General features: G+C 61.6%; 23 protein-coding genes. 14 read left to right on the top strand and 9 right to left on the bottom strand.

The genetic code is table 11. The features are described 5' to 3' along the window. Positions 1-86 precede the first annotated feature (86 nt). Positions 87-764, top strand: coding sequence for a TetR/AcrR family transcriptional regulator (locus BM321_RS19000; protein WP_092332952.1), 678 nt, complete (start codon positions 87-89; stop codon positions 762-764). Positions 765-910: 146 nt separating this feature from the next. Here the strand turns inward: BM321_RS19000 and BM321_RS18995 are convergent, their stop codons facing one another. From BM321_RS18995 to BM321_RS18980, 4 genes are all read right to left on the bottom strand, one after another. Further along, positions 911-1762: a shikimate dehydrogenase gene (locus tag BM321_RS18995; RefSeq protein WP_371856638.1), complete on the bottom strand. Its 852-nt coding sequence runs from the start codon at positions 1760-1762 to the stop codon at positions 911-913. Positions 1763-1767: 5 nt separating this feature from the next. Continuing rightward, positions 1768-2208: a type II 3-dehydroquinate dehydratase gene (aroQ, locus tag BM321_RS18990; RefSeq protein WP_092332956.1), complete on the bottom strand. Its 441-nt coding sequence runs from the start codon at positions 2206-2208 to the stop codon at positions 1768-1770. Positions 2209-2504: 296 nt separating this feature from the next. After that, entirely contained in the window at positions 2505-3584 is a 1080-nt protein-coding gene (trmA, locus tag BM321_RS18985; RefSeq protein WP_092443993.1) for a tRNA (uridine(54)-C5)-methyltransferase TrmA, read from the bottom strand. Further along, positions 3581-4876, bottom strand: a complete 1296-nt coding sequence (locus tag BM321_RS18980; protein WP_092443991.1) for an NCS2 family permease — start codon at positions 4874-4876, stop codon at positions 3581-3583. The genes trmA and BM321_RS18980 overlap by 4 nt, the downstream gene beginning before the upstream one ends. A 204-nt stretch (positions 4877-5080) precedes the next feature. Here BM321_RS18980 and BM321_RS18975 point away from each other — a divergent pair, with 204 nt between their 5' ends. From BM321_RS18975 to BM321_RS18955, 5 genes are all read left to right on the top strand, one after another. Then, positions 5081-5533 carry a DUF4879 domain-containing protein gene (locus tag BM321_RS18975; protein ID WP_092443989.1) on the top strand — a complete coding sequence of 151 codons (453 nt, stop codon included), beginning with the start codon at positions 5081-5083 and terminating at the stop codon, positions 5531-5533. Positions 5534-5671: 138 nt separating this feature from the next. Further along, positions 5672-6238, top strand: coding sequence for a DJ-1 family glyoxalase III (locus tag BM321_RS18970; protein ID WP_092443987.1), 567 nt, complete (start codon positions 5672-5674; stop codon positions 6236-6238). 178 nt (positions 6239-6416) lie between these two features. Next, positions 6417-6938: a (2Fe-2S)-binding protein gene (locus BM321_RS18965; RefSeq protein ID WP_092443985.1), complete on the top strand. Its 522-nt coding sequence runs from the start codon at positions 6417-6419 to the stop codon at positions 6936-6938. Beyond that, positions 6935-7936, top strand: coding sequence for an FAD binding domain-containing protein (locus BM321_RS18960; protein ID WP_092443983.1), 1002 nt, complete (start codon positions 6935-6937; stop codon positions 7934-7936). The genes BM321_RS18965 and BM321_RS18960 overlap by 4 nt, the downstream gene beginning before the upstream one ends. Further along, complete coding sequence (locus BM321_RS18955) at positions 7936-10137, top strand: xanthine dehydrogenase family protein molybdopterin-binding subunit (RefSeq protein ID WP_092443982.1); 2202 nt, start codon at positions 7936-7938, stop codon at positions 10135-10137. The genes BM321_RS18960 and BM321_RS18955 overlap by 1 nt, the downstream gene beginning before the upstream one ends. 137 nt (positions 10138-10274) lie before the next feature. Here the strand turns inward: BM321_RS18955 and BM321_RS18950 are convergent, their stop codons facing one another. Beyond that, positions 10275-11513: an MFS transporter gene (locus BM321_RS18950; protein WP_092443980.1), complete on the bottom strand. Its 1239-nt coding sequence runs from the start codon at positions 11511-11513 to the stop codon at positions 10275-10277. A gap of 505 nt (positions 11514-12018) precedes the next feature. Between BM321_RS18950 and BM321_RS18945 the strand changes: the two genes are divergently transcribed. The 3 genes from BM321_RS18945 to BM321_RS18935 are packed head-to-tail and all read left to right on the top strand — an operon-like array spanning position 12019 to position 14648. Continuing rightward, on the top strand, positions 12019-13461 hold the full coding sequence (locus tag BM321_RS18945; protein WP_092443978.1) for a cytochrome ubiquinol oxidase subunit I: 1443 nt from the start codon (positions 12019-12021) through the stop codon (positions 13459-13461). A gap of 3 nt (positions 13462-13464) precedes the next feature. Next, positions 13465-14472 carry a cytochrome d ubiquinol oxidase subunit II gene (gene cydB / locus BM321_RS18940; protein ID WP_053125566.1) on the top strand — a complete coding sequence of 336 codons (1008 nt, stop codon included), beginning with the start codon at positions 13465-13467 and terminating at the stop codon, positions 14470-14472. A gap of 11 nt (positions 14473-14483) precedes the next feature. Next, a complete protein-coding gene (locus tag BM321_RS18935) occupies positions 14484-14648 on the top strand; it encodes a DUF2474 domain-containing protein (protein ID WP_003205785.1) in 165 nt (54 codons plus the stop codon). Positions 14649-14689: 41 nt separating this feature from the next. On the opposite strand, the gene BM321_RS18930 is transcribed toward BM321_RS18935, so the two are convergent. Next, positions 14690-15829 carry a methyltransferase gene (locus BM321_RS18930; RefSeq protein ID WP_092443976.1) on the bottom strand — a complete coding sequence of 380 codons (1140 nt, stop codon included), beginning with the start codon at positions 15827-15829 and terminating at the stop codon, positions 14690-14692. A gap of 181 nt (positions 15830-16010) precedes the next feature. Then, positions 16011-16724 carry an autoinducer binding domain-containing protein gene (locus tag BM321_RS18925; RefSeq protein ID WP_092443974.1) on the bottom strand — a complete coding sequence of 238 codons (714 nt, stop codon included), beginning with the start codon at positions 16722-16724 and terminating at the stop codon, positions 16011-16013. 289 nt (positions 16725-17013) lie between these two features. Between BM321_RS18925 and BM321_RS18920 the strand changes: the two genes are divergently transcribed. Next, a complete protein-coding gene (locus BM321_RS18920; protein WP_092443972.1) occupies positions 17014-17790 on the top strand; it encodes a ferredoxin--NADP reductase in 777 nt (258 codons plus the stop codon). Between the two features lie 2 nt (positions 17791-17792). On the opposite strand, the gene mscL is transcribed toward BM321_RS18920, so the two are convergent. After that, on the bottom strand, positions 17793-18206 hold the full coding sequence (gene mscL, locus BM321_RS18915) for a large-conductance mechanosensitive channel protein MscL (RefSeq protein WP_092443970.1): 414 nt from the start codon (positions 18204-18206) through the stop codon (positions 17793-17795). 283 nt (positions 18207-18489) lie between these two features. Between mscL and katB the strand changes: the two genes are divergently transcribed. The 3 genes from katB to radA all read left to right on the top strand — a co-directional run bounded on the left by katB (position 18490) and on the right by radA (position 22109). After that, on the top strand, positions 18490-20031 hold the full coding sequence (gene katB, locus BM321_RS18910; RefSeq protein ID WP_092443968.1) for a catalase KatB: 1542 nt from the start codon (positions 18490-18492) through the stop codon (positions 20029-20031). Between the two features lie 118 nt (positions 20032-20149). Further along, a complete protein-coding gene (locus tag BM321_RS18905) occupies positions 20150-20698 on the top strand; it encodes an ankyrin repeat domain-containing protein (RefSeq protein WP_092444090.1) in 549 nt (182 codons plus the stop codon). 43 nt (positions 20699-20741) lie between these two features. After that, positions 20742-22109: a DNA repair protein RadA gene (radA, locus tag BM321_RS18900; RefSeq protein ID WP_060740535.1), complete on the top strand. Its 1368-nt coding sequence runs from the start codon at positions 20742-20744 to the stop codon at positions 22107-22109. A 255-nt stretch (positions 22110-22364) separates the two neighbouring features. Here radA and BM321_RS18895 read toward each other — a convergent pair whose 3' ends face one another. After that, a complete protein-coding gene (locus BM321_RS18895) occupies positions 22365-22721 on the bottom strand; it encodes a PilZ domain-containing protein (RefSeq protein WP_092443966.1) in 357 nt (118 codons plus the stop codon). 157 nt (positions 22722-22878) lie between these two features. Here BM321_RS18895 and BM321_RS18890 point away from each other — a divergent pair. Further along, positions 22879-23831, top strand: a 953-nt coding sequence (locus BM321_RS18890) for a carbon starvation CstA family protein (RefSeq protein WP_305882077.1), incomplete at its 3' end; no start/stop codon positions are given.

The raw sequence follows: 23831 nt of genomic DNA, 5'->3' as shown, positions 1-23831 counted from the left end.
TGGTAATGGGCCGTGTCGTGGCTTCCTTCAGTGCACGGTGCGGCCCATAATCGCCAGCCTGTGCAGTGATGGCCGTGAGCCCCGCAATGACTATGAATCCAGAGCTTTCCGCAGCGCTTGACGAACCCGTCGCCACGCCGCGCAAGAGTCGCAAGAACAACCCGGAAAAGACCCGGGAAAACATTCTTCAGGAAGCCATCGTCGAGTTCGTCCAGCAAGGCCTGGCCGGCGCCCGGGTCGATGCCATCGCCGAGCGCATCCATACTTCCAAGCGCATGATCTACTACTACTTCGGCAGCAAGGAGCAGTTGTACGTCGAGGTGCTGGAAAAACTCTACGGGGATATCCGCACCACCGAGAGCCGCTTGCACCTGGCGGAACTGGCGCCGGTCGACGCGATCCGGCGCCTCGTGGAGTTCACCTTCGACCACCACGACCGCAACGTAGGTTTCGTGCGCATCGTCTGCATCGAGAACATCCACAACGCCGAGTACGTGAAGCAGTCAGGCACGATCAAGGCGATGACCAGCACCATCCTCGATTCCCTGGGTGTGATCCTGCGTCGCGGCGCCGAAGAGGGCGTGTTCCGTGCCGGCCTCGAGCCGCTGGATATACACCTGCTGATCAGCTCGTTCTGTTTCTACCGGGTGTCCAACCGCCAGACGTTCGGTGAGATCTTTCAGATCGACCTGTCGGACGAAGCGGTCAAGCAGCGGCATCGGCGGATGGTTTGTGAGTCGGTGTTGCGCTACCTCCAGCCCTGACCCGGACCCTTGTGGGAGCGAGCTGGTGTGGGAGCGAGCTTGCTCGCGATAGCGGTCGATCAGCCACACCGATTGCGACCGACACACCGTCATCGCGAGCAAGCTCGCTCCTACAAGTCATTCCCACAAGGGATTATCACCAGGCTTTAGTGGTTCATGCTCTGGAAGTGTTCCAGCATCCGTTGCGCATCCGGCGCCACGCCACTGAACAGTTCGAACGCCTTCACCGCCTGGAACACCGCCATATTGCCGCCATCCAGGGTGCGGCAGCCGATGGCGCGGGCGTTGCGCAGCAGTTCGGTTTCCAGTGGGAAGTAGACGATTTCCGCGACCCACAGGTTGCCCCGCAACAGCTCGACCGGCACCGGCATGCCCGGTAGTTTCGCCATGCCCATGGGCGTGGTGTTCACCAGGCCGTCGGCCTCGGCCAGGGCGGTGGGCAGGTCATGGCCGGCGCGAGCGCGGCCTGGGCCGAAGTGTTGGTTCAAGTTGTTGGCCAGCGCCTCGGCACGGCTGACCTCGACATCAAAAATGCTCAGGATTTGCACGCCCTCCAGCAGCAGCGCATGGGCCACCGCCGCGCCAGCGCCACCAGCGCCCATCTGGACCACGCGCTGGCGCGCCACATCCCCCAGGCCACGGCGAAAACCTTCGGCGAACCCCAGGCAGTCGGTGTTGTGGCCGATGCGCTTGCCGTCCTTGAGCACCACGGTATTGACCGCGCCGATGCCGCGGGCCTCGGGCGACAACTCATCCAGCAGCGGGATGATCGCCTGCTTGCAGGGGAAGGTGATGTTCAGGCCGGTGAAGTCCATGCGTTCGGCGGCCACCAGCAAGTCAGCCAGGGCGCCGCTGTCGAGTTTCAGCGCGTCGAGGTCGATCAGCCGATAGAGGTAACGCATGCCTTGGGCATCGCCTTCCTGCTCATGCAGTGCAGGCGTGCGAGACGCTTGGATGCCCGCACCGATCAGGCCGGCCAGTACAGTGATATTCGACATGGACATCAACCCTTCAACCGCTGACTGAAATGTTCAAGGGCCAGGCGATAACCGTGGCTGCCAAACCCGCACATCACGCCAATGGCGACGGATGAGACGAAGGAGTGATGGCGGAATGTTTCGCGGGCGTGGACATTGGACAGGTGGACTTCGATGACCGGTACTTCGCTGGCCACCAGGGCGTCGCGGATCGCCACGGAGGTGTGGGTCCAGGCCGCCGGGTTGATGACGATACCGGCGCACCGGCCCCGGGCGCCGTGAATCCAGTCCAGCAGCTCGCTTTCCTGATTGGTCTGGCGAAACTCCACCGCCAAGCCGAATTCTTCAGCGGCGTGGCCACACAGTGCCGAGATGTCGGCCAGGGTTTCATGGCCGTAGGTTGCCGGCTCGCGGGTGCCGAGCAGGTTCAGGTTCGGGCCGTTGAGCACCAGAACGATCGGAGGCATCGCAATTTCTCCACATTTTTATTGTTGGTGTCGGCGGGGTTTCAGCCGGTGGAGATAAATTGTACTAGATGGTTAATTTGGTCAAATAAAGCCGGCGCCCATAGCGATTAAGTGTTCGATGATCGAACAAGGGTCATTGCCGATGTGAGGGGCAATTGTGGCGAGGGGATTTATCCCCGCTCGAGTGCGCAGCGCTCGCAGCTTTTGCAAGACTGAAGAGCTTGGGGGCTGCTTCGCAGCCCAGCGGGGATAAATCCCCTCGCCACAGGGTAATCCTTCATCTCAAAAGGAAGGACTTACCGCCGAGTCAACAACACCCCGGATTCCATATGATGGGTCCAAGGAAATTGATCGAACAACGCGCAGCGCGTGATGCGGTGGGTGTCGTTCAGTTGCGTGATGTTCGCGGCGAGGGTGTCAGGGTTGCAGGAGATGTACAGGATATTGTCGAAGCGCCGGGTCAGCTCGCAGGTATCCGGGTCCATGCCGGCGCGAGGCGGGTCGACGAAGACGCTGCCGAATTCGTAGCTTTTCAGGTCGACGCCCTGCAGGCGGCGGAACGGCCGGACTTCGTTCAGGGCTTCGGTCAGCTCTTCGGCTGACAGGCGCACCAGCGTGACGTTATCCACAGCGTTTTCACTGAGGTTGCTCAGGGCGGCGTTCACCGAGGTCTTGCTGATTTCGGTGGCCAGCACTTTGCGCACGCGGGTGGCCAGGGGCAGGGTGAAGTTGCCGTTGCCGCAGTACAACTCCAGCAGGTCGTCGGTGCGCTCCCCCAATGCCTCGTAGGCCCAGTTGAGCATCTTCTGGTTCACCGTGCCGTTGGGCTGGGTGAAGGCACCTTCGGGCTGGCGATAGCTGAACGTGCGGCCGCCCACTTCGAGTTTCTCCACCACATAGTCATGGCCGATCACTTCCCGCTTGCCCTTGGAGCGGCCAATGATGCTCACGCCCAGGTCGGTTGCCAGTTTCGAGGCGGCAGCGTGCCAGTGCTCGTCCAGCGGACGGTGATAACACAGGGTGATCATCGCGTCCCCCGCCAGGGTGGTCAGGAACTCCACCTGGAACAGCTTATGGCTCAGGGGCGCGCTGGCCTGCCAGGCGGCCTTGAGTTGTGGCATCAACTGGTTGATGCGCAGGCTGGCGATGGGAAATTCCTCGATGAGGATCGGCGTGTGCTTGTCGTCCTGGGAGAACATCGCGTAATGCCGTTCACCGGCCTCGCGCCACAGGCGGAACTCGGCCCGCAGGCGAAAGTTTTTCAGGGGCGAATCGAACACCGCGGGTTCCGGTGCCTCGAACGGGGCCAACAGGTCACGCAAGCGGGTGACCTTGTCCTGCAACTGAGCGGCGTAGGCCTGGGAATCAAAAGTCATGCGTTGAACCAACCCAACTTGATCACGAACAGGATCGACAGAATGACCAGCGCCGGGTTCAGCTCACGGCCACGACCAGACACCAGTTTGATGGCGGTCCAGGCAATGAAACCGAAGGCGATGCCGTTGGCGATGGAGTAGGTGAATGGCATCGCCAGGGCGGTGACCACCACCGGGGCGGCGACGGTGATGTCGTCCCAGTCGATTTCCGCCAGGCCCGAGGTCATCAGCACGGCGACGAACAGCAAGGCCGGCGCGGTGGCGAAAGGCGGGACGCTGGCGGCCAGTGGCGAGAAGAACAGCGCCAGCATGAACAGGATCGCCACCACGATGGCGGTCAGGCCGGTGCGCCCGCCGGCGCTGACGCCCGCAGCCGATTCGATGTAACTGGTGGTGGTGGAGGTCCCCAGCAGCGAACCGGCCATGGCGGCGGTGCTGTCGGCGATCAGCGCACGGCCCATCTTCGGCATGTGGCCGTCCTTGCCCATCAGCCCGGCGCGCTTGGCGACGCCGATCAGGGTGCCGGAGTTGTCGAACAGATCGACGAACAGGAAAGCGAAGATCACGCTCACCAGGCCGATGTCCAGGGCGCCCTTGATGTCCAGTTGCAGGAAGGTCGGAGCAAGGGAAGGTGGCATGGACATCACGCCGCCGAACGGAGTGAAACCCATCAGGATCGAGACAAGGGTGACCGCCAGGATGCCGATCAGCACCGCGCCGCGCACTTTCAGGGCTTCGAGGGCGACGATCAGGACAAAACCCAGGGTCGCGAGGATCGGCGCCGGTTGCTTCAAGTCGCCGAGGCCGACCATGGTCGCCGGGTTTTTCACCACGATGCCGGCATTGTTCAGGGCGATCAGCGCCAGAAACAGGCCGATACCCGCGGCGATGGCCGAGCGCAGCGGCAGCGGGATGCTGTTGATGATCCACTCGCGGATGCGAAAGATCGACAGCAGGAAGAACAGCACGGCGGAGATGAACACCGCGCCCAGCGCCACTTGCCAGGTATGGCCCATGTGCAGGACCACGGTGTAGGTGAAGAAGGCATTCAGGCCCATGCCCGGTGCGAGGGCGATCGGGTAGTTGGCGATCAGGCCCATGACCGTGGAGCCAATGGCCGCCGCCAGGCAGGTGGCGACGAACACCGCCCCTTTGTCCATGCCGGTTTCGCCAAGGATGCTCGGGTTGACGAATAGGATGTAGGCCATGGCCAGGAACGTCGTGACGCCCGCCAGGATCTCGGTCCGCACGTTGGTGTTGTGTGCCTTGAGTTGAAACAGCCTTTCCAGCATGTCTGCTCCCCGTGGCGCGCCCGGCGCCGTGAATGTATCGACCTCAACAGCAAAGCACAGGTCGCCAGCGGCGCCCGGGAATTTTCTGCGGGTCGGAAAAAGCCGCGCATCATACCAGCAGCGTAGCGTTGTGGCTGCGATCGTCGTCGATGTTTTGCCAACGCGCCAAGTGGGCCATACTGCGCGCGGTTCCGGGAGGTCTCTATGCTTCAGATGAATAAAAAGCTGCTAGCGGTCGTGGGGTGCGCACTGGGCCTGTGGTTGCCCGGCCAGGCCGCCCATGCCGCGTCGGCGCCGCCCTTGAGCGAGGTCAAGGTGCTCAAGGTCGAGTCGCCGGCCTGCGGCTTCGAGGACATCGTCCCGGGGCAGGCGCAGACGCGTTGCGATCACGGCCCGACGATCAAGGTCTATGTGCTGGAGGTCGGCTATGGCCGTCAACCCCATGTCACCCTGGACGGCTTTGAAGTCGACGGCACCCGCTCGCCGGTGTGCGCGTACAGCAATGGCAATCTCAATGACTGCTCCGTGCGGACCAAGGTCGTCGGCTATGTGTATATCTTCGACCTGAAGGGCAAGCAAGAGGGCACTTTCAGCTTCAGCAACCAGTCGATCAACGCACCGGGCAACCGGATGTCGACCCAGCTGTACATCAAATAGCCGCAGGCCCTTGTAGGCGCTGCCGAGCGCAGCGAGGCTGCGATCTTTCCCCCCGACGCTTGAATCCCAAGCGCATATCAAAGGATCGCAGCCTTCGGCAGCTCCTACACTACAAGCATCACCCAGCGGAGAGCGCCCATGATTCCTGGAACCAAGATCCCCCGAGCCCTGATAGCTGTCGCCGAGGGTGTCGACGACTTGCAGACGGTCACCTTGATCGACGTGCTGCGTCGAGCGCAGATCGAAACCGTGGTGGCGAGCATCGAAGGACGGCGCATGCTCACCTGCGCCCGCGGCACGCGCCTGACCGCCGACGGCATGTTGGTGGACATGCTTGTGCAGGATTTCGACCTGATCGTTCTGCCCGGTGGCATCATCGGTGCCCAACACCTGGCAAACCATCAGCCGCTGCAACAACTGATCAAGGACCAGGCCGCCACCGGACGTTTCTTCGCCGCCATCGCCGAAGCCCCGGCCCTGGCGCTACAGGCGTCCGGCGTCCTGCGCCAGCGCCGCATGACCTGCCTGCCCGCAGTGAGCCAGCAGTTGTCCGGTTGCAGCTTCGTCGATCAACCCGTGGTGGTGGACGGCAACTGCATCACCGCCCAAGGCTCGGCCGCCGCCCTGGCGTTTGCCTTGACGCTGGCGGAGCAACTCTGTGGCAAGGGCGTGAGGAACGTAGTGGCGGCGGAGCTGCTGGCCTGACACGCTTGATCCACATCGGCCTGTGGCGAGGGAGCTTGCTCCCGCTCGGCTGCGAAGCAGACGCTGGCATTCTTTCATCGCGCATTTGCCTTGAACGCTCACCCCTACCCTGAAGTCGTACCCCTTATGACGGCGGTTTTCCAAAACGCCGCGAGTACGACTAACCGTGAGGTGTTCCATGAGCGCGACCCTGTCCGAAGCGACGCAGGCGTCCTTCGTCCGTCATCCGATCCGTCTGACCCTCAATGGCCAGGTGCGAGAGTTGCAAGTGCTGGCCTGGACCACGCTGCTGGACCTGCTGCGCGAGCAACTGGACCTGGTGGGCAGCAAGAAAGGCTGCGACCACGGCCAGTGCGGTGCCTGCACGGTGCTGCGCGACGGCAAGCGGATCAACGCCTGTCTTACGCTGGCCGTCATGTGTGACGGCGCCGAACTGATCACTGTCGAAGGCCTGGCCAGTGACGACCACTTGCATCCCATGCAGCAGGCTTTCATCAAGCATGACGCGTTCCAGTGCGGTTATTGCACGCCAGGGCAGATCTGCTCGGCGGTGGGCTTGGCCAACGAGGGCCGGGCGCAGACCCCTGGGCAGATCAGCGAACTGATGAGCGGCAATCTGTGCCGCTGCGGCGCCTACACCAACATTCGCGATGCCATCGAAGAAGCGCTGCCACTTTGCCAGCAGGGAGGTGATCAATGAATCCCTTCCAATACAGCAAGCCCGACACCGTGCAGGCCGCTGTCGATTTGTCGAGCCCGGTTTCCCGCTTCATCGCCGGCGGTACCAACCTGCTGGACCTGATGAAGGAAAATATCACCCGTCCCGAGCACCTGATCGACATCACCGGATTGCCCCTGGCGGACCTCAGTGAAACCCCTTCCGGCGGGGTGATGATCGGGGCCCTGGTGAGCAATGCCGACCTGGCCTGGCACCCGTGGATCGAGCGCCGTTATCCACTGCTGGCCCAGGCCATCCTGGCGGGTGCCTCACCCCAACTGCGCAACATGGCCAGCACCGGCGGCAACCTGCTGCAGCGCACTCGCTGTTACTACTTCTATGACGCGAGCGTACCGTGCAACAAGCGTCGACCTGGCAGCGGTTGCCCGGCCCGGAACGGTTTGAACCGGATCCACGCGATTTTCGGTGCCAGCGATCAATGCGTGGCCACCCATCCCTCCGACATGTGCGTGGCCTTGGCGGCCCTGGAAGCGGTGGTCCATGTCCTGGGCCGGGGTGGGGCGCGGACCATCGAGTTCGCCGACTTCCATCGCCTGCCCGGCGACGCCCCGGAGCGGGATAACCAACTGGCCGACGATGAGCTGATCACCGCTATCGAATTGCCTGCCGCCGGTTTTGCCGACCATAGCCACTACCTGAAGATCCGCGATCGCGCTTCCTACGCCTTTGCGCTGGTGTCAGTGGCGGCGGCGCTGGAGCTGGACGGGCCGGTGATTCGCCAGGCGCGCCTGGCCCTGGGGGGCGTGGCGCACAAACCCTGGCGCGACCACGCCGTGGAGAGCTGGCTGACCGGGCAGACCGTCAGCCGCGAAACCTTCACCGCCGCTGCCGACGCGCTGCTGCAAAACGCCGAGCCGTTGGAGCACAACGGCTTCAAAGTCAGACTGGCGCGCCGGGCGATTGTCCGTGCCTTGAGTGACGCCGCATTGGGTTGCGCACCCCAGGGAGGACACGCCTGATGAACGCTCCGAGCAAATCCATAGGGCAACCCCTGGACCGGGTCGACGGTCTGCTCAAGGTGACGGGCCAGGCCCGTTACGCCGCTGAATACCCCGAGGACGGCTTGCTGCACGGCAGCGTCGTCTCCGGTACGGTCGCCCGTGGTCGCGTAGTGCGCATCGATGCGTCCCGAGCCCTGGCACTGCCCGGCGTGGTCGCGGTCATTGACCATACCAACCGGCCAAGGATTGCCAGCTACGACGAGCCCTACCAGGATGCCGATGCGGCGGACGGCTCGCCGTTCCGGCCGTTGTACAACGACCGGGTGCTCTACAGCGGCCAGCCGCTGGCCCTGGTGGTGGCGGAAAACCTTGAGCTGGCCCGGTATGCCGGTTCGCTGGTGGAAATCGAATACGACGCCGAGGCGCATCAGACCGATCTGATCACCTTGCAATATGATGCCCATCCGGCACCGGCCGAACTGCCCAAGCCCCGTGGGAATTTTCAGGGTGAATACGCCAGCTCCGCGCTCAGCGTGGATGTGTCCTACAGCACGCCGGTCGAACACCACAACCCGATGGAGCCACACGCCTCCACCGTGTTGTATCAGCCTGATGGCAGCCTGCACATCCACGACAAGACCCAAGGCACGCAGAACTGCCAAGCCTATGTGCAAAAGGTCTTCGGCCTGGAGAAAGAACAGGTGCGAGTGTTTGCCGCGTTTATCGGCGGCGCCTTCGGTTCCGGGCTGCGCCCGCAGTATCAATTGCCGTTGGCCGTGATGGCGGCACTGGCCCTCAAGCGCTCGGTGCGGGTCAGCCTGACGCGCCAGCAGATGTTCACCTTTGGCTATCGGCCGCGAACCCTCCAGCGCGTGCAACTGGGGGCGGCGGCCAACGGTCGCTTGCTGGCTGTGGCGCACACCGCTATCGGCCAGACCTCGCGTTTCGAGGACTTCACCGAACACGTGGTGGAGTGGAGCGGCATGCTTTATCACTGCGACAACGTGGCGTTGACCTATAAGTTGGTGCCGCTGGACGTCTACACGCCCTTGGACATGCGCGCGCCCGGTGCCGCCCTCGGGCTGATTGGACTGGAATGCGCCATGGATGAACTGGCCTGTGCCCTGGCGATCGATCCGATCCAACTGCGCTTGATCAACTACGCCGAACGCAACGAGAACGAAGGCAAGCCGTATTCCAGCAAGGAACTGCGTGAGTGTTATGCCCAAGGTGCCCGTCGTTTCGGCTGGGACAAGCGCAACCCGGAACCACGCAGCATGCGTGAAGGCCGGCAACTGGTCGGCTGGGGCATGGCCGGTGGCGTGTGGGAAGCCATGCAGCAGAAGGCCAGCGCCCAAGCCTCTCTGGATACGCATGGCAAGCTGACCGTCAGCAGCGCCACCACAGACATCGGCACCGGGACCTACACAGTCATGACCCAGATTGCCGCCGAGGCGTCAGGCGTTCCCCTTGAGGACGTCACGTTTGTCCTGGGGGATTCGTCGCTGCCCACTGCGCCGCTGCAGGGTGGTTCGTTCACCGTCTCGTCGGTGGGTAGCGCCGTGCAGCAGGCCTGTGAAGCGCTGAAGGAAAAACTCCTGGCCGTGGCCCGCCAGGCCTGTCCGGCCTTCGGTGGCGCGACCCTTGAGCAAGTGACGTTTGCCGATGGCCAACTGCGGCTGGGCGAAGCGAGCGTGGCGTTAGCGGAGCTGGCGCAAAAAAGTGGCGAGACGCCGTTGCAGGCTCAGGTCACCGCCGAGCCGGATGCAAAACGCCAGGCCTACGCCACGGCCACTCACTCGGCGGTGTTTGTCGAAGTGTGGGTGGATGAGGACTTGGGAACGGTGAGGGTCAACCGAGTGGTCAGCGCCATCGCCGCCGGCCGGGTCGTCAACCCGAAAACTGCCCGCAGTCAGATTCTCGGTGGCGTGGTGTGGGGCGTCGGCATGGCCCTGCACGAAGAAACCCTGACCGATCACGCCCTGGGGCGTCACATGAACCACAACCTGGCGGAGTATCACGTGCCGGTCAGCGCCGACATCGGTGACATCGAGGTGATTTTCGTCGAGGAACAGGACGAAATCGTCAATGCGCTCGGGTCCAAGGGCGTCGGCGAAATCGGTGTCGTCGGGGTGGCCGCGGCGGTGGCCAATGCGATTTACCACGCCACTGGCAAGCGAGTGCGGGACTTCCCCATTACCCTCGACAAGCTGCTCTAGGCTTTGTACGAAAAGTGCCTGCGCGGCGATCATGCTGCGTTGAAACAGGCTCGGAATGCTCATTGACAGCCAGTCAACTCCGCTTCCTCGCCTGTTTTCGCCTTGCCTGATCGCCGCTCGGCGACTTTCGTCCAAACCTAGGCTTTCGCTTCGTCCACCGGCTCGTGCATCCGATCGCGGTTGGCCAGGGTCGGGAACAGCTTGATCCAGGTCCCGGTCACCAACAGCGTGCCGACACCGCCCATGACCACCGCCGGCACCGTGCCGAACCAGTGGGCGGTGAGGCCGGATTCGAACTCGCCCAGCTGGTTCGACGCGCCGATGAACAGCCCGTTTACCGCGCTGACCCGGCCGCGCATGTCATCCGGAGTTTCCAGTTGCACGAACGAGGCACGGATCACCATGCTGATCATGTCTGCCGCACCCAGCACCACCAGCACTGCCAGGGAAAACCAGAACGAGGTGGAAAGGCCGAAGGCAATGGTAGCGACGCCGAACACGCCCACGGCGGTGAACATCACCCGGCCGACCTTGCGCTCCACGGCAAACCGCGCCAGCCACAACGACATCAGCAAGGCCCCGACCGCCGGTGCCGAACGCAACAGGCCCAGGCCCCAGGGACCGGTGAGCAGGATGTCCTTGGCGAACACCGGCAGCAGCGCCGTCGCGCCGCCGAGCAACACCGCGAACAGGTCCAGGGAGATCGCCCCGAGAATGTCCGGGCGGCTGCGAATGAAGCGAATCCCGGCCAGCAAAGAATCCAGAGTCGCCTTGCCTTTGTTCAGTGGCGTCTGCCGGGCGGGCAGGTTGAGCATCAGGCAGCAGGCGATGATGTAGAGCAGCACCGTCGGCCCATAGACCCAGACGCTGCCGAAGGCGTAGAGCAAGCCGCCGAGTGCCGGAGCGACGATGGTGGCCGATTGCTGGGCCGATTGCGCGGCGGCCACGGCGCGGGGAAACAGGCTCGCCGGCACGATGCTTGGCAGCAACGCCTGGGTGGTCGGCATTTCGAAAGAGCGAGCGGCGCCCAGCAGGAAGGCGAGGATGAAGATCATCTCCCGCGTGACGTTGTCGGTGGCGCTGCCAATCGCCAGCGCCAGGGCAATCATGGCCTGCAATGACTGGCAAATGGCCGCGACCCTGCGCCGGTCATAGCGGTCCGCCACGTGCCCGGTGTGGAGCATGAACAGCACGCGCGGGGCAAACTCCACCAACCCCACCAGGCCCAGGTCCAGGACGTTGCCGGTCAGTTGATAGAGGTTCCAGCCGATGGCCACGGTGAGCATCTGGAAGCCGCTGGCGGTGAATATCCGGGCCAGCCAGAAGGCGATGAAGGGACGATGGTGACGGAGCAGCAGCGGCGCTTGGCTGGGCATCTATGACGGGTCCGATGAGGAAGGCCACGAGATTATCGCCGAGGTGTAACTGGAAATTACGTCCGCTGGAAAAAATAGTTAGCCAAACATCGATTTTGTGCGATGCGCGATTCCTGTGAAGAGGGGATTTATTGTGGCGAGGGGATTTATCCCCGTTCGAGTGCGTAGCGCTCGCCAATTGGATTCTGGCTGAAATGGGTGGGTCTGCTTCAGCCCAGCGGGGATAAATCCCCTCGCCACAAAAGATTTCCATTGGCGTCAACTCCTGAGACAACCTGTCACGCGACAAAAGACCACGCCGTCCATCGGCAATATTGCGACTACTCTTTGAGCATTGCTTGATCCAGATCAATACCCTTCGGGGCGTTGGGCTGGCGGCCGTCCGGCCAGAGTCCTGCGATGTGACGGTTATAAAAAGAACGATTTGAAAAGCATCGCACTCCATATCCCTGGGGGCTGGTGCTACCCCCGCCCGCAGCCGGTTTTACCTGACAGAGGAAGACTTATGTTCGGTTTGGAGGCGCTCGATCTCGCCCGAATCCAGTTCGCGTTCACGATCTCGTTCCACATCCTGTTCCCGGCCATCACCATCGGCCTGGCGAGTTACCTGGCGGTGCTCGAGGGGCTGTGGCTCAAGACCCGCGATGACACCTACCGCGACCTGTACCACTTCTGGTCGAAAATCTTTGCCGTCAACTTCGGCATGGGGGTGGTGTCCGGGTTGGTCATGGCCTATCAGTTCGGGACCAACTGGAGCCGCTTTTCGGACTTCGCCGGCGCGGTGACCGGCCCCTTGCTGACCTACGAGGTGCTCACGGCGTTCTTCCTCGAAGCGGGTTTCCTGGGCGTGATGTTGTTTGGCTGGAACCGCGTCGGCCGTGGCCTGCACTTCTTTTCCACGGTCATGGTGGCGATCGGCACCCTGATCTCGACCTTCTGGATCCTGTCCTCCAATAGCTGGATGCAGACCCCCCAGGGCTACGAAATCATCGACGGCCGGGTGATCCCGGTGGACTGGCTGGCGGTGGTGTTCAACCCCTCGTTTCCTTATCGATTGCTGCACATGTCCACCGCGGCGTTTGTCGCCACGGCGTTCTTCGTCGGCTCGTCGGCGGCCTGGCATTTGTTGCGCGGCCGCGATAACCCGGCCATCCGCCGGATGCTGTCGATGGCGATGTGGATGGCCTTGCTGGTGGCGCCGATACAAGCGGTCATCGGCGACTTCCATGGCCTGAACACCCTCAAGCATCAACCGGCGAAAATCGCCGCCATCGAGGGCCACTGGGAAAACGTCGGCAATGAACCGACCCCGCTGATCCTGTTCGGCCTGCCGGACATGAAGGAGGAACGGACCAAGTTCGCGGTGGAGATTCCCTACCTGGGCAGCCTGATCCTGACCCACAGCCTGGACAAACAGGTGCCGGCCCTCAAGGAGTTTCCACCTGAAGACCGGCCCAATTCGACCATCGTATTCTGGTCGTTCCGGGTCATGGTCGGCCTGGGCCTGCTGATGATCTTCACCGGCCTGTGCAGCCTGGTGCTGCGGCGCAAGGATCGGATCTATCAATCCCGACCGTTCCTCTACATGGTGCTGTGGATGGGACCGTCCGGCCTGATCGCGATCCTGGCCGGCTGGTTTACCACGGAAATCGGCCGCCAGCCCTGGGTAGTCTATGGCTTGATGCGCACGGCCGATGCTTCGTCCGGCCACAGCTTCGCGCAGATGAGCATCACCCTGGTGCTGTTCGTCGTGGTGTATGTCGCGCTGTTCGGCGCAGGTTTGAGCTACATGATGCGCCTGGTGCGCAAGGGGCCGGAGGCCCACGAAGCCGAGCCGAGCGATGGTGGCCCGGGCCAGAAACGCACGCCGGCCCGGCCATTGTCGGCCGCCGACGACGGCGACGGCGACGATATGGACCACAACGACCGCTCGAACAAGGGGAATTGAGTCATGGGTATTGATCTTCCGCTGATCTGGGCCGTGGTCATCATCTTCGGCATCATGATGTACGTGATCATGGACGGCTTCGACCTGGGGATTGGCATCCTCTTCCCCTTCGTCAAGGGCGAGCGCGACCGTGATGTCATGATGAACACCGTGGCACCGGTCTGGGACGGCAATGAAACCTGGCTGGTGCTGGGCGGTGCCGGACTGTTCGGGGCGTTTCCGCTGGCCTACTCGGTGGTGCTGTCGGCGCTGTACCTGCCGTTGATCCTGATGCTCATCGGCCTGATCTTCCGCGGCGTGGCCTTCGAGTTCCGCTTCAAGGCCAAGGCCGAGAAGCGCCACCTCTGGGACAAGGCGTTCATTGGCGGTTCGCTGACGGCCACCTTCTTCCAGGGCGTGGCGCTGGGGGCGTTCATTGACGGCTTTGAAGTGGTCAATCGCCAGTTCGCTGGCGGTTCCCTGGACTGGTTCACGCCATTCACGGTGTTCTGTGGCCTGGCGTTGATCGCGGCCTACGCGTTGCTCGGCTGCACCTGGCTGATCATGAAGACCGAAGGCAAGTTGCAAGAGCAGATGCATGACCTGGCCCGGCCGCTGGCGTTCGTGGTGCTGGCCGTGATCGGTATCGTCAGCATCTGGACGCCGCTGGCCCACGCGGACATCGCGGCCCGCTGGTTCACCTTGCCGAACCTGTTCTGGTTCCTGCCGGTGCCGATCCTGGTGCTGGTGACCATGTACGGCTTGTTCCGCGCGGTGGCCCGCAATGCCAACTACACGCCCTTCATCCTGACCCTGGTACTGATCTTCCTCGGCTACAGCGGCTTGGGCATCAGCCTGTGGCCGAACATCGTGCCGCCGTCCATCTCGATCTGGGACGCCTCGTCACCGCCCCAGAGCCAAGGTTTCATGCTGGTGGGCACGCTGTTCATCATTCCGTTGATCCTGGTGTACACCTTCTGGAGCTACTACGTGTTCCGCGGCAAGGTGACCCACGACGACGGCTACCATTGAGGGCTTCGAGCATGGCCAAACCGGACTTGAAAGACATCGAGGCCGCCGAGCGCAAGCCGCTCTGGCAGCGGCTCGGCTGGCTGGCGTTGATCTGGGCTGGCAGTGTGCTGGCGTTGTTCATCGTCGCCAGCCTGATGCGGATGTTCATGAATGCCGCGGGGCTGACCACCCACTGATTTCCGCTGCGGGAGCGAGCTTCGCTCCCGCAGCGGACGGTCTATTTGCGGGCTTTGAGAATGACGAATTTCGGCGTGGCGGCCACTTGCTCGACGCCTCGGAACAACCGCGCCAGTTTGCTGTGGTAACCCAGGTGCCGGTTGCCGACGATGTACAGCGCGCCGCCCACCACCAACGCTTCGCGAGCCTGCTGAAACATCCGCCAGGCGAGGAAGTCGCCCACCACTTGTTGCTGGTGGAAGGGCGGGTTGCACAGCACCACATCCAGTGACTGCGCTTCTTGTCCGGCCAGGCCATCGCCGGCCCGGATCGTCACTTCGCGTTCGCCGAGGGCCGCACGCCAGTTCTCTGCTGCCGATTGCACGGCCATATACGACTCGTCCACCAGGGTGTAGCGGGCCTCGGGGTTTTGCAGGGCACTGGCGATGGCCAGCACGCCATTGCCGCAGCCCAGATCCGCGACCAGGGCCGTGCCGAGATTTTTCGGCAAATGTGGCAGGAACGCCCGCGTGCCGATGTCCAGGCCTTCGCGGCAGAACACGTTGGCGTGGTTGAGCAGTTCGATTTTCGGCTCGTCCAGCCAGTAGCGCGTGGGGTAGGGCGACACGACCGGCGTACTGCCGGGTGCAGAGGCGGTGGACGGTGTGGCGATCAACAGCCGCGCTTTCTTCACCGCCAGGGAGGCTTGCACCGGGCCGATGTAACGCTCCAGCAAATCGCCGGCGGCCCGGGGCAGGTGCTTGATCATGGCCCCGGCGATCACCTGGGCGCCCGGCGACAGTTGGCCTTGCAGGCGAATCAGTTGTTCCTCCAGCAGGGCCAGGGTTTTCGGTACTTTGATCAGGACACGATCGAACGGGCCGGTCAACGGTTCGCTGGCGGGCAGCGTTGGCACGGCATCGAAGGGCCGGCCATTGCGCACCAGGTTTTTCTCCAGTGCCTGCAATGCCAGGAAAGAATCACCGCTGCTGGTCACCAGGACGTTGCCGGCCAGGCTGGCGGCCAGGGCGCCGAAGCCGTCATTGAGCACCAGGACCCGAGTCTGCGCGGCCGGTTGTTGCTCGGCCAGATACGTGAGCAGGTATTCATCGGCCGCATCGAAGGCTTGCAGCGGTTCGTTCTGCTGTTCGGGTTGGCGGATCAGGTCGAGTTGGGCGAAAGGGCTGTCAAACAGGGGCATGGCTGGGGACTCTGGAAATCAACGAATGTCCCGCTGCCTGGAGGTGGTGTCTGTGCGGGACCGCCTGAATGAACTGCGTCGCGTGTAAAAAGCGGCATCATTCAAGAGGGACCGTAAATGGTACGTTTTTTTGTTGCACATTACTCGCAGGTTTTTCAGCTCGGCAGTGCCGCGCCACGGGTCAGATCACATGAATCTGGGCAGCCTTGGCCACCGCCGAAATTTTATTGCTGACGTTCAGTTTTCGCATGCAACTGCACACATGGAAATTCACGGTTCGTTCGGAAAGACAGAGAATTCTGCCCACTTCCGAAGCCGTCTTGCCTTCGGCTGACCACCTCAGTACTTCGATTTCTCTCGGCGACAAGTGATAGTTCTGCTTGACTACGACGGTGTCGGACAGTTTTTTGCTGGCGAGCGCATGCAGCTTTTGACTGGCGAAGATGGCGTAGCCGAGATTGCCATAGTGTTCCTCGATATCAATGGGGCAATGGGTTCGTGCGAGGCTGAACAGGCTGCACTGTGCCCCTTGGTCGTCATGAACGGCCTGGGTCCAGCCGTACTTGAGTCCCTGTCGATTAAGTTCTCGCCATAACCTGGGGGACTGAGCGAAAACAGTCTCGTCCCACAAGATCGGGAGCGGTGATTGATTGCAATGTGCTACTAATGGATCGCTCGACGCATAACCGTTTTGTTCATAAAACCGGTCCCATCCATAAGGGTAGTTATTCAGGTTCACCTTGCTGGTGTGTTTATCGGGGCTTCCGAGATAGGCTGCAAATGCGCAATATTCAAATCCCTGATTGTTAAAGAAATTCAACACCAGACGATAGGCCGTCTGCAGGTCTTTTTCACAGGATAACTTCCTCAGTAACAAGTCCTTCCACCTGTCCATCGCTCTCTCCTGGGTTTGATTCGTCCATGCGGATCCAATCCATGATGCGAAATTTTAGTGTAGGACTATTCCTAACTGGTAGTGGGTTTTTTTTAGCCAGCTTACATTTTGTAATATTTAAGGAATCAATTTTTATTTGGTTGGTTTTACGTGGCTGTAACTTTGTATAAGTTTAGTAAAAGATTGGCGATGAAGGCGGTGACTGTAGCTAAAATGCCATTACTTGTTGTCGGTGGTGAAGACGCTCGCTTTGCGGGACACTGCACGTCTTGTCCCCTAGGAGTGGCTCATGACCGACAGCGCAGAGAAGTTCACCCGCCAAACCTTGCTCGATGTCCAGCCAGTGACGTCTCATTTGTTTACGTTACGCACGACCCGGGATCGCGGCTTTCGCTTCCGGGCGGGCCAGTTCGCCCGGCTGGGCGTCGCCAAGGCGGACGGCACCACCGTCTGGCGGGCGTACTCCATGGTGTCGTCGCCCTTCGACGAGTTTCTCGAATTCTTTTCCATCGTGGTTCCCGAGGGCGAGTTCACCAGCGAACTCAGCCGCTTGCAACCGGGTGACGAGCTGTTGGTGGATCGCCAGGCTTTTGGCTACCTGACGCTGGACCGCTTCGTCGATGGCCGGGATTTATGGTTGCTGTCCACGGGGACGGGCGTGGCGCCGTTTCTTTCGATCCTCCAGGATTTCGAGGCCTGGGAAAAATTCGAGCGGATCATCCTGGTGTACAGCGTGCGCGAGGCGCGGGAGTTGGCGTATCAGGACTTGATCAACGAACTGCACCAGCGCGACTACCTGGCCGAGTACGCTCACAAGTTTCGTTTCATTGCGACCGTCACCCGTGAGCAGCACCCGGGGGCGCTCAGTGGGCGCATTACCACGTTGATCGACAACGGCGAGCTGGAGCGCGCGGCCGGTGTAGCACTGACACCGGAGCATTCGCGGGTGATGCTGTGTGGCAACCCGCAAATGATCGACGACACGCGCAAGCTGCTCAAGGCCAGGGGCCTGCAACTGAGCCTGACCCGTCGTCCGGGCCAGGTGGCGGTGGAAAACTACTGGTAGGCTCAGGACCGCTCGTTCTGAGCCTTGAGCAGGTCGCGAATCTCACTCAGCAGCAGCTCTTCCTTGGTCGGAACCGGGGGCGCGCTGGGGGCTACGGCTTCCTCACGCTTGAGGCGGTTGATGGCCTTGACGCCCATGAAAATGGCGAACGCCACGATGATGAAGTCTATGGTGCTCTGGATGAATTTACCGTAGGCCAGCACCACGGCAGGCGCATCACCCTGGGCGGCCTTGAGGGTGATGGCCAGGTCACTGAAATCCACGCCACCGATCAGCAGGCCGATCGGCGGCATGACCACATCGCCGACGAATGACGAAACGATTTTGCCGAAAGCGGCGCCGATGATGATCCCGACGGCCATGTCGACGACATTGCCTTTGACCGCGAAGGCCTTGAACTCGCTTAGCACGCCCATGAGTTATTCCTTGTAACAGATGAAAGATGAGTGGCAGTGTAAATCAGCCCAACGAGTCCTGCTCGAAACGCCTGCTTACAAAGCTTCAGTTATCGACCGGGGCTCGGATGAAAAGTTTACAAAGTGCCATCAATCGCGCGTGATACGCGGTTTCGGCCTGGGGGCCCTATAACGTTTTTTCTATCGGTACGGTACGGCATTTCTATTTAGGTTTTTCTTTCCCCGGCACTAGCCTCTGGATGGCGCACATGGATGCGCTCTATAACATCAGAGGAACATGCCTATGAACACTTCCCTTGGCCACGGGGCTTATTCCCATCGCCGCGCTCTTTTTGTGCTGACCGCGAGCCTTCTATCCTTGTCTGTCAACGCGGCCACCCTCACGCGGGACAACGGTGCGGCGGTCGGTGATAACCAGAATTCGCAGACGGCAGGTCCCAACGGTCCGACCCTGCTGCAAGACGTGCAGTTGATCCAGAAGCTCCAGCGCTTCGATCGTGAGCGCATCCCCGAGCGCGTGGTGCATGCCCGTGGTACCGGCGCCCACGGCACATTCACGGTGTCCGACGATCTCAGCGACCTGACCAAGGCCAAGGTCTTTGCCGCAGGTCAGGTCACTCCGGTGTTCGTGCGTTTTTCTGCCGTGGTGCACGGTAATCATTCGCCGGAAACCCTGCGTGACCCCCGTGGCTTCGCTACGAAGTTCTACACCGCCGACGGTAACTGGGACTTGGTGGGCAACAACTTCCCGACTTTCTTCATTCGCGATGCCATCAAGTTTCCGGACATGGTCCATGCGTTCAAACCCGATCCGCGGACCAACCTGGACGATGATTCACGGCGTTTCGATTTCTTCTCCCATGTTCCAGAATCGACCCGTACCCTGACCGAGTTGTATTCCAACTCCGGCACACCGGCCAGTTACCGTGAAATGGACGGTAACGGTGTACATGCCTACAAGCTGATTAACGCCAAGGGTGATGTTCATTACGTGAAGTTTCATTGGAAAAGTTTGCAGGGCTTGAAAAATCTCGATCCGAAAGAAGTTGTGAAAGTTCAAGGACAGGATTACAGCCATATGACCAATGATCTGGTGAGTCATATTAATAAGGGCGACTTCCCGAAGTGGGACTTGTATGTCCAAGTGCTCAATCCGCAAGACCTTGCCAAGTTTGACTTCGACCCATTGGACGCGACCAAGATCTGGCCGGGCGTGCCTGAGCGCAAGGTCGGGCAAATGGTCTTGAACCGCAATCCGGCGAATGTCTTCCAGGAAACCGAGCAGGTGGCGATGGCGCCAGCGAATCTGGTGCCAGGTATCGAGCCTTCCGAGGACCGTCTGCTCCAGGGGCGGGTGTTTTCCTATGCCGATACGCAGATGTACCGCCTAGGCGCCAATGCCCTGCAATTGCCGATCAACGCCCCCAAGGTGGCGGTGAACAACGGTAACCAGGACGGTGCGATGAACCCAGGCAGCACCAGCACCGGCGTGAATTACCAGCCGAGCCGCCTGACGCCTCGTGAAGAACCGCAGGCGGCACGCTACAGCCAGACCGCGCTGAGTGGCAGCACCCAGCAGGCGAAAATCCAGCGCGAGCAGAACTTCAAGCAGGCCGGTGATTTGTATCGTTCGTTCAGCAAGAAAGAACGTGATGACCTGATCGAAAGCTTTGGTGGCTCTTTGGCGACCACTGATGACGAGAGCAAGCACATCATCCTGTCGTTCCTCTACAAGGCCGATCCTGAATACGGCACTGGCGTGGCACGTGTCGCCAAAGGTGACTTGGCCCGGGTCAAGGCTCTGGCGGAAAAACTGAGCGACTGATCCACCTGTGGGAGCGAGCTTGCTCGCGATTCAGGCGACTCGGCCTGGCTGCGCACCGCAGCGTCTGCATCGCGAGCAAGCTCGCTCCCACAGCCTTGAGTCATGGGGAGACGTCATGATGGGTAAATTCTTCTTGTCGATGCTTGCGACCTGGTCACTGACCGTACTGGCCGATCAACCAATACCCACCGAACCGGCTGCGGTCCAGGAACAGTTGCAAAACTATTATTTCGACGCCGCTCGCCGGGGCGATATGCCGATGCTCGATACGTTTATCGAGGCCGGTTATTCGCTCGATACCCGGGATGAGAAGGGCTACACCGCGCTGATTCTGGCGGCTTATCACGGCCACGCTCCGGCGGTGGAGCGATTGCTGGCCGCGGGGGCCGATGCCTGTGCCCAGGACAAACGTGGCAATACGGCGCTGATGGGCGCCATTTTCAAGGGCGAAGTGCAGATTGCCCGTCGCTTGCTGTCCACCGATTGCAGCCCGGACCAACGCAACGGTGCCGGACAGACCGCCGCGATGTATGCCGGGCTGTTCAAGCGCACCGAATTGCTCGACGCCTTGAAGGCCAAGGGGGCGGATCTGCAGGCCCAGGACCCATTGGGTAATACCGCAATGGATCTGTCCAAGGGCGAAATCAGAATGCCGGCCCCGCGCTAGCCACTGCCTGGGCTATCATCGCGGTTTTTACCCCGGAGTTCAGATGGCCAAGGCAAAGCGCATGTACGGCTGCACCGAGTGCGGTTCGACCTTTCCCAAATGGGCCGGCCAATGCAGCGAATGCGGGGCCTGGAACACCCTGACCGAAACCATGGTGGAAAGCGGCGGCGCGGCGGCCCCCACCGGGCGCACGGGCTGGGCCGGTCAGCAGGCGCAGATCAAGACCCTGGCTGAAGTCAGCGTTGAAGAAATCCCGCGATTTTCCACCGCGTCCGGTGAACTGGACCGGGTGCTGGGCGGCGGCCTGGTGGACGGTTCGGTGGTGCTGATCGGTGGGGACCCGGGCATCGGCAAATCCACCATCCTGCTGCAAACCTTGTGCAACCTCGCCACCCGCATGCCGGCGCTGTACGTCACTGGCGAAGAGTCCCAGCAGCAGGTCGCCATGCGCGCACGGCGCCTGGGCTTGCCCCAGGACCAGTTGCGGGTCATGACCGAGACCTGCATCGAAACCATCATCGCCACGGCGCGCGTGGAAAAGCCCAAGGTGATGGTGATCGACTCGATCCAGACCATTTTCACCGAACAGCTGCAATCGGCCCCGGGCGGCGTGTCCCAGGTGCGAGAAAGCGCGGCGTTGCTGGTGCGCTACGCCAAGCAGAGCGGCACGGCGATTTTCCTGGTGGGCCACGTCACCAAGGAAGGTGCGTTGGCGGGACCGCGGGTGTTGGAGCACATGGTCGATACCGTGTTGTATTTCGAAGGCGAGTCGGATGGGCGCCTGCGTTTATTGCGTGCCGTGAAGAACCGCTTTGGCGCCGTCAACGAACTGGGTGTGTTCGGCATGACCGACAGGGGCCTGAAAGAAGTCTCGAACCCTTCGGCGATCTTTCTGACGCGTGCCCAGGAAGAAGTCCCGGGCAGTGTGGTCATGGCAACGTGGGAAGGGACCCGGCCGATGTTGGTGGAAGTGCAGGCGCTGGTGGATGACAGCCACTTGGCGAACCCACGGCGGGTCACCCTGGGCCTGGATCAGAATCGGCTGGCCATGCTGTTGGCGGTGTTGCACCGACACGGCGGGATTCCGACTCACGACCAGGACGTGTTTCTCAACGTCGTGGGTGGGGTCAAGGTACTGGAGACCGCCTCCGACCTGGCATTGATGGCGGCGGTCATGTCCAGTCTGCGCAATCGACCGCTGCCCCATGATCTGCTGGTGTTCGGCGAAGTAGGGCTGTCGGGGGAAGTCCGGCCGGTGCCCAGTGGCCAGGAGCGGCTCAAGGAAGCGGCCAAGCATGGCTTCAAGCGCGCCATCGTGCCCAAGGGCAATGCACCGAAGGAAGCGCCGCCGGGGTTGCAGATCATTGCGGTGACACGCCTGGAGCAGGCGTTGGATGCGTTGTTCGAATAACCCTAAGGCTGTACAAGGCCCTTTGTGGAGAATGGACTTATCTGTGGCGAGGGGATTTATCCCCGTTGGGCTGCGCAGCAGCCCTAAAACCCAACAACTCGGTGTGTCAGGTACCGATCGTTCCCACGCTCTGCGTGGGAATGCCGCCAGGGACGCTCCGCGTTCCGATTCTGGAGGGTGACGCAGAGTGTCACGGGATGCATTCCCACGCAGAGCGTGGGAACGATCGAATACTGGGGGCTGGAGCAGGGCTGCTCAGATATGGATCAACGCCGCCAACTCCCGCTCCAACTCGTCCTGGTCGCCCACGTTCAGCGCTACCAGCCGGCGTAGGTGGGCGATGGAGTCCAGGTCAATGTGCTCGCAGGCGAAGCCCAGGTGACCATGGTCATCATGGGCCAAGCGAACTTCCATTTTGATCTCAGCATCAGGGCTCAAATGAATATCGGCCATGAAGGATCGCTCGATATTGCCAAGCCAGGGTTCGGGTTTCTTGATCAGCAACCCCTTGAGGGACAGATCCAGCAACTCTACCGGCCAGATGAACGGGCCTTGGCTCAGCTCGGTCCTGGCATGGAAGTCAACTCGTACGAAGCGGCGACGTTCACTCATGACGCATCCCTCTGAAGATTCATTGACTATAGACCCAACTGACAGGGCATCGTCACCGTTCGGCAACAGACAGACGAATGTCGAGTATGGCCTTTGCCCGGGTTAGCGCTAAACTCCAATGGCTATCTTTCTTGTCCACCCTGGCTGGAATATAAAAATGAAAAACAATAATAGCCTGCTGCGCCATCTGCCCTGGCTACTGCTGGCCGTCGTAGGCGCGTGCGCCCTGGGCGTCGTGGCATTACGCCGAGGTGAGGCGATCAACGCTTTGTGGATCGTCGTCGCCGCCGTGGCCATTTACCTGGTCGCTTACCGTTACTACAGCCTCTTCATCGCCAACAACGTGATGCAACTCGACGCGCGCCGGGCCACCCCCGCTGTGCTCAACAACGATGGCCTGGACTACGTCCCGACCAACAAGCACATCCTCTTCGGCCACCACTTCGCGGCCATTGCCGGCGCGGGGCCGCTGGTCGGGCCGGTGCTGGCGGCGCAGATGGGCTACCTGCCCGGCACGCTCTGGCTGATCGCCGGCGTGGTGCTGGCCGGTGCCGTGCAGGACTTCATGGTCCTGTTCCTGTCCACCCGCCGCAACGGTCGCTCCCTGGGCGACATGGTGCGCGAGGAAATGGGCCGCATCCCCGGCACCATCGCGCTGTTCGGCTGCTTCCTGATCATGATCATCATCCTCGCGGTGCTGGCGCTGATCGTGGTCAAGGCCCTGGCCGAGAGCCCGTGGGGCATCTTCACGGTGATGGCGACCATCCCGATCGCGATGTTCATGGGCCTCTACATGCGCTACATCCGCCCGGGCCGCATCGGTGAGATCTCGCTCATCGGCGTGCTGTTGCTGCTGGGTTCGATCTGGCTGGGCGGGCAAATCGCCGCCGATCCGGTCTGGGCCAAGGCCTTCACCTTCACCGGGATCCAGATCACCTGGATGCTGATCGGCTACGGTTTCGTCGCGGCGGTGCTGCCGGTGTGGCTGATCCTGGCGCCGCGGGACTACCTGTCGACCTTCCTCAAGATCGGCACCATCGTCGCCCTGGCCATCGGCATCCTGGTCACCATGCCCGAGCTGAAAATGCCGGCGCTGACCCAGTTCACCGA

The organism is Pseudomonas sp. NFIX10, assembly GCF_900111955.1.
Classification (GTDB): Bacteria; Pseudomonadota; Gammaproteobacteria; order Pseudomonadales; family Pseudomonadaceae; genus Aquipseudomonas; species Aquipseudomonas fluorescens_AA.
The sequence above is the reverse complement of the archived record's forward strand: the minus strand, read 5'-3'. Positions and strand labels throughout refer to the sequence as shown.

What these genes read in the sequence shown, in the direction of transcription:
- BM321_RS19000 (WP_092332952.1), top strand. Translation starts at nt 87, where the DNA reads ATGACTATGAATCCAGAGCTTTCCGCAGCGCTTGACGAACCCGTCGCC.
- BM321_RS18995 (WP_371856638.1), bottom strand. Translation starts at nt 1,762, where the DNA reads ATGTCGAATATCACTGTACTGGCCGGCCTGATCGGTGCGGGCATCCAA.
- aroQ (WP_092332956.1), bottom strand. Translation starts at nt 2,208, where the DNA reads ATGCCTCCGATCGTTCTGGTGCTCAACGGCCCGAACCTGAACCTGCTC.
- trmA (WP_092443993.1), bottom strand. Translation starts at nt 3,584, where the DNA reads ATGACTTTTGATTCCCAGGCCTACGCCGCTCAGTTGCAGGACAAGGTC.
- BM321_RS18980 (WP_092443991.1), bottom strand. Translation starts at nt 4,876, where the DNA reads ATGCTGGAAAGGCTGTTTCAACTCAAGGCACACAACACCAACGTGCGG.
- BM321_RS18975 (WP_092443989.1), top strand. Translation starts at nt 5,081, where the DNA reads ATGCTTCAGATGAATAAAAAGCTGCTAGCGGTCGTGGGGTGCGCACTG.
- BM321_RS18970 (WP_092443987.1), top strand. Translation starts at nt 5,672, where the DNA reads ATGATTCCTGGAACCAAGATCCCCCGAGCCCTGATAGCTGTCGCCGAG.
- BM321_RS18965 (WP_092443985.1), top strand. Translation starts at nt 6,417, where the DNA reads ATGAGCGCGACCCTGTCCGAAGCGACGCAGGCGTCCTTCGTCCGTCAT.
- BM321_RS18960 (WP_092443983.1), top strand. Translation starts at nt 6,935, where the DNA reads ATGAATCCCTTCCAATACAGCAAGCCCGACACCGTGCAGGCCGCTGTC.
- BM321_RS18955 (WP_092443982.1), top strand. Translation starts at nt 7,936, where the DNA reads ATGAACGCTCCGAGCAAATCCATAGGGCAACCCCTGGACCGGGTCGAC.
- BM321_RS18950 (WP_092443980.1), bottom strand. Translation starts at nt 11,513, where the DNA reads ATGCCCAGCCAAGCGCCGCTGCTGCTCCGTCACCATCGTCCCTTCATC.
- BM321_RS18945 (WP_092443978.1), top strand. Translation starts at nt 12,019, where the DNA reads ATGTTCGGTTTGGAGGCGCTCGATCTCGCCCGAATCCAGTTCGCGTTC.
- cydB (WP_053125566.1), top strand. Translation starts at nt 13,465, where the DNA reads ATGGGTATTGATCTTCCGCTGATCTGGGCCGTGGTCATCATCTTCGGC.
- BM321_RS18935 (WP_003205785.1), top strand. Translation starts at nt 14,484, where the DNA reads ATGGCCAAACCGGACTTGAAAGACATCGAGGCCGCCGAGCGCAAGCCG.
- BM321_RS18930 (WP_092443976.1), bottom strand. Translation starts at nt 15,829, where the DNA reads ATGCCCCTGTTTGACAGCCCTTTCGCCCAACTCGACCTGATCCGCCAA.
- BM321_RS18925 (WP_092443974.1), bottom strand. Translation starts at nt 16,724, where the DNA reads ATGGACAGGTGGAAGGACTTGTTACTGAGGAAGTTATCCTGTGAAAAA.
- BM321_RS18920 (WP_092443972.1), top strand. Translation starts at nt 17,014, where the DNA reads ATGACCGACAGCGCAGAGAAGTTCACCCGCCAAACCTTGCTCGATGTC.
- mscL (WP_092443970.1), bottom strand. Translation starts at nt 18,206, where the DNA reads ATGGGCGTGCTAAGCGAGTTCAAGGCCTTCGCGGTCAAAGGCAATGTC.
- katB (WP_092443968.1), top strand. Translation starts at nt 18,490, where the DNA reads ATGAACACTTCCCTTGGCCACGGGGCTTATTCCCATCGCCGCGCTCTT.
- BM321_RS18905 (WP_092444090.1), top strand. Translation starts at nt 20,150, where the DNA reads ATGGGTAAATTCTTCTTGTCGATGCTTGCGACCTGGTCACTGACCGTA.
- radA (WP_060740535.1), top strand. Translation starts at nt 20,742, where the DNA reads ATGGCCAAGGCAAAGCGCATGTACGGCTGCACCGAGTGCGGTTCGACC.
- BM321_RS18895 (WP_092443966.1), bottom strand. Translation starts at nt 22,721, where the DNA reads ATGAGTGAACGTCGCCGCTTCGTACGAGTTGACTTCCATGCCAGGACC.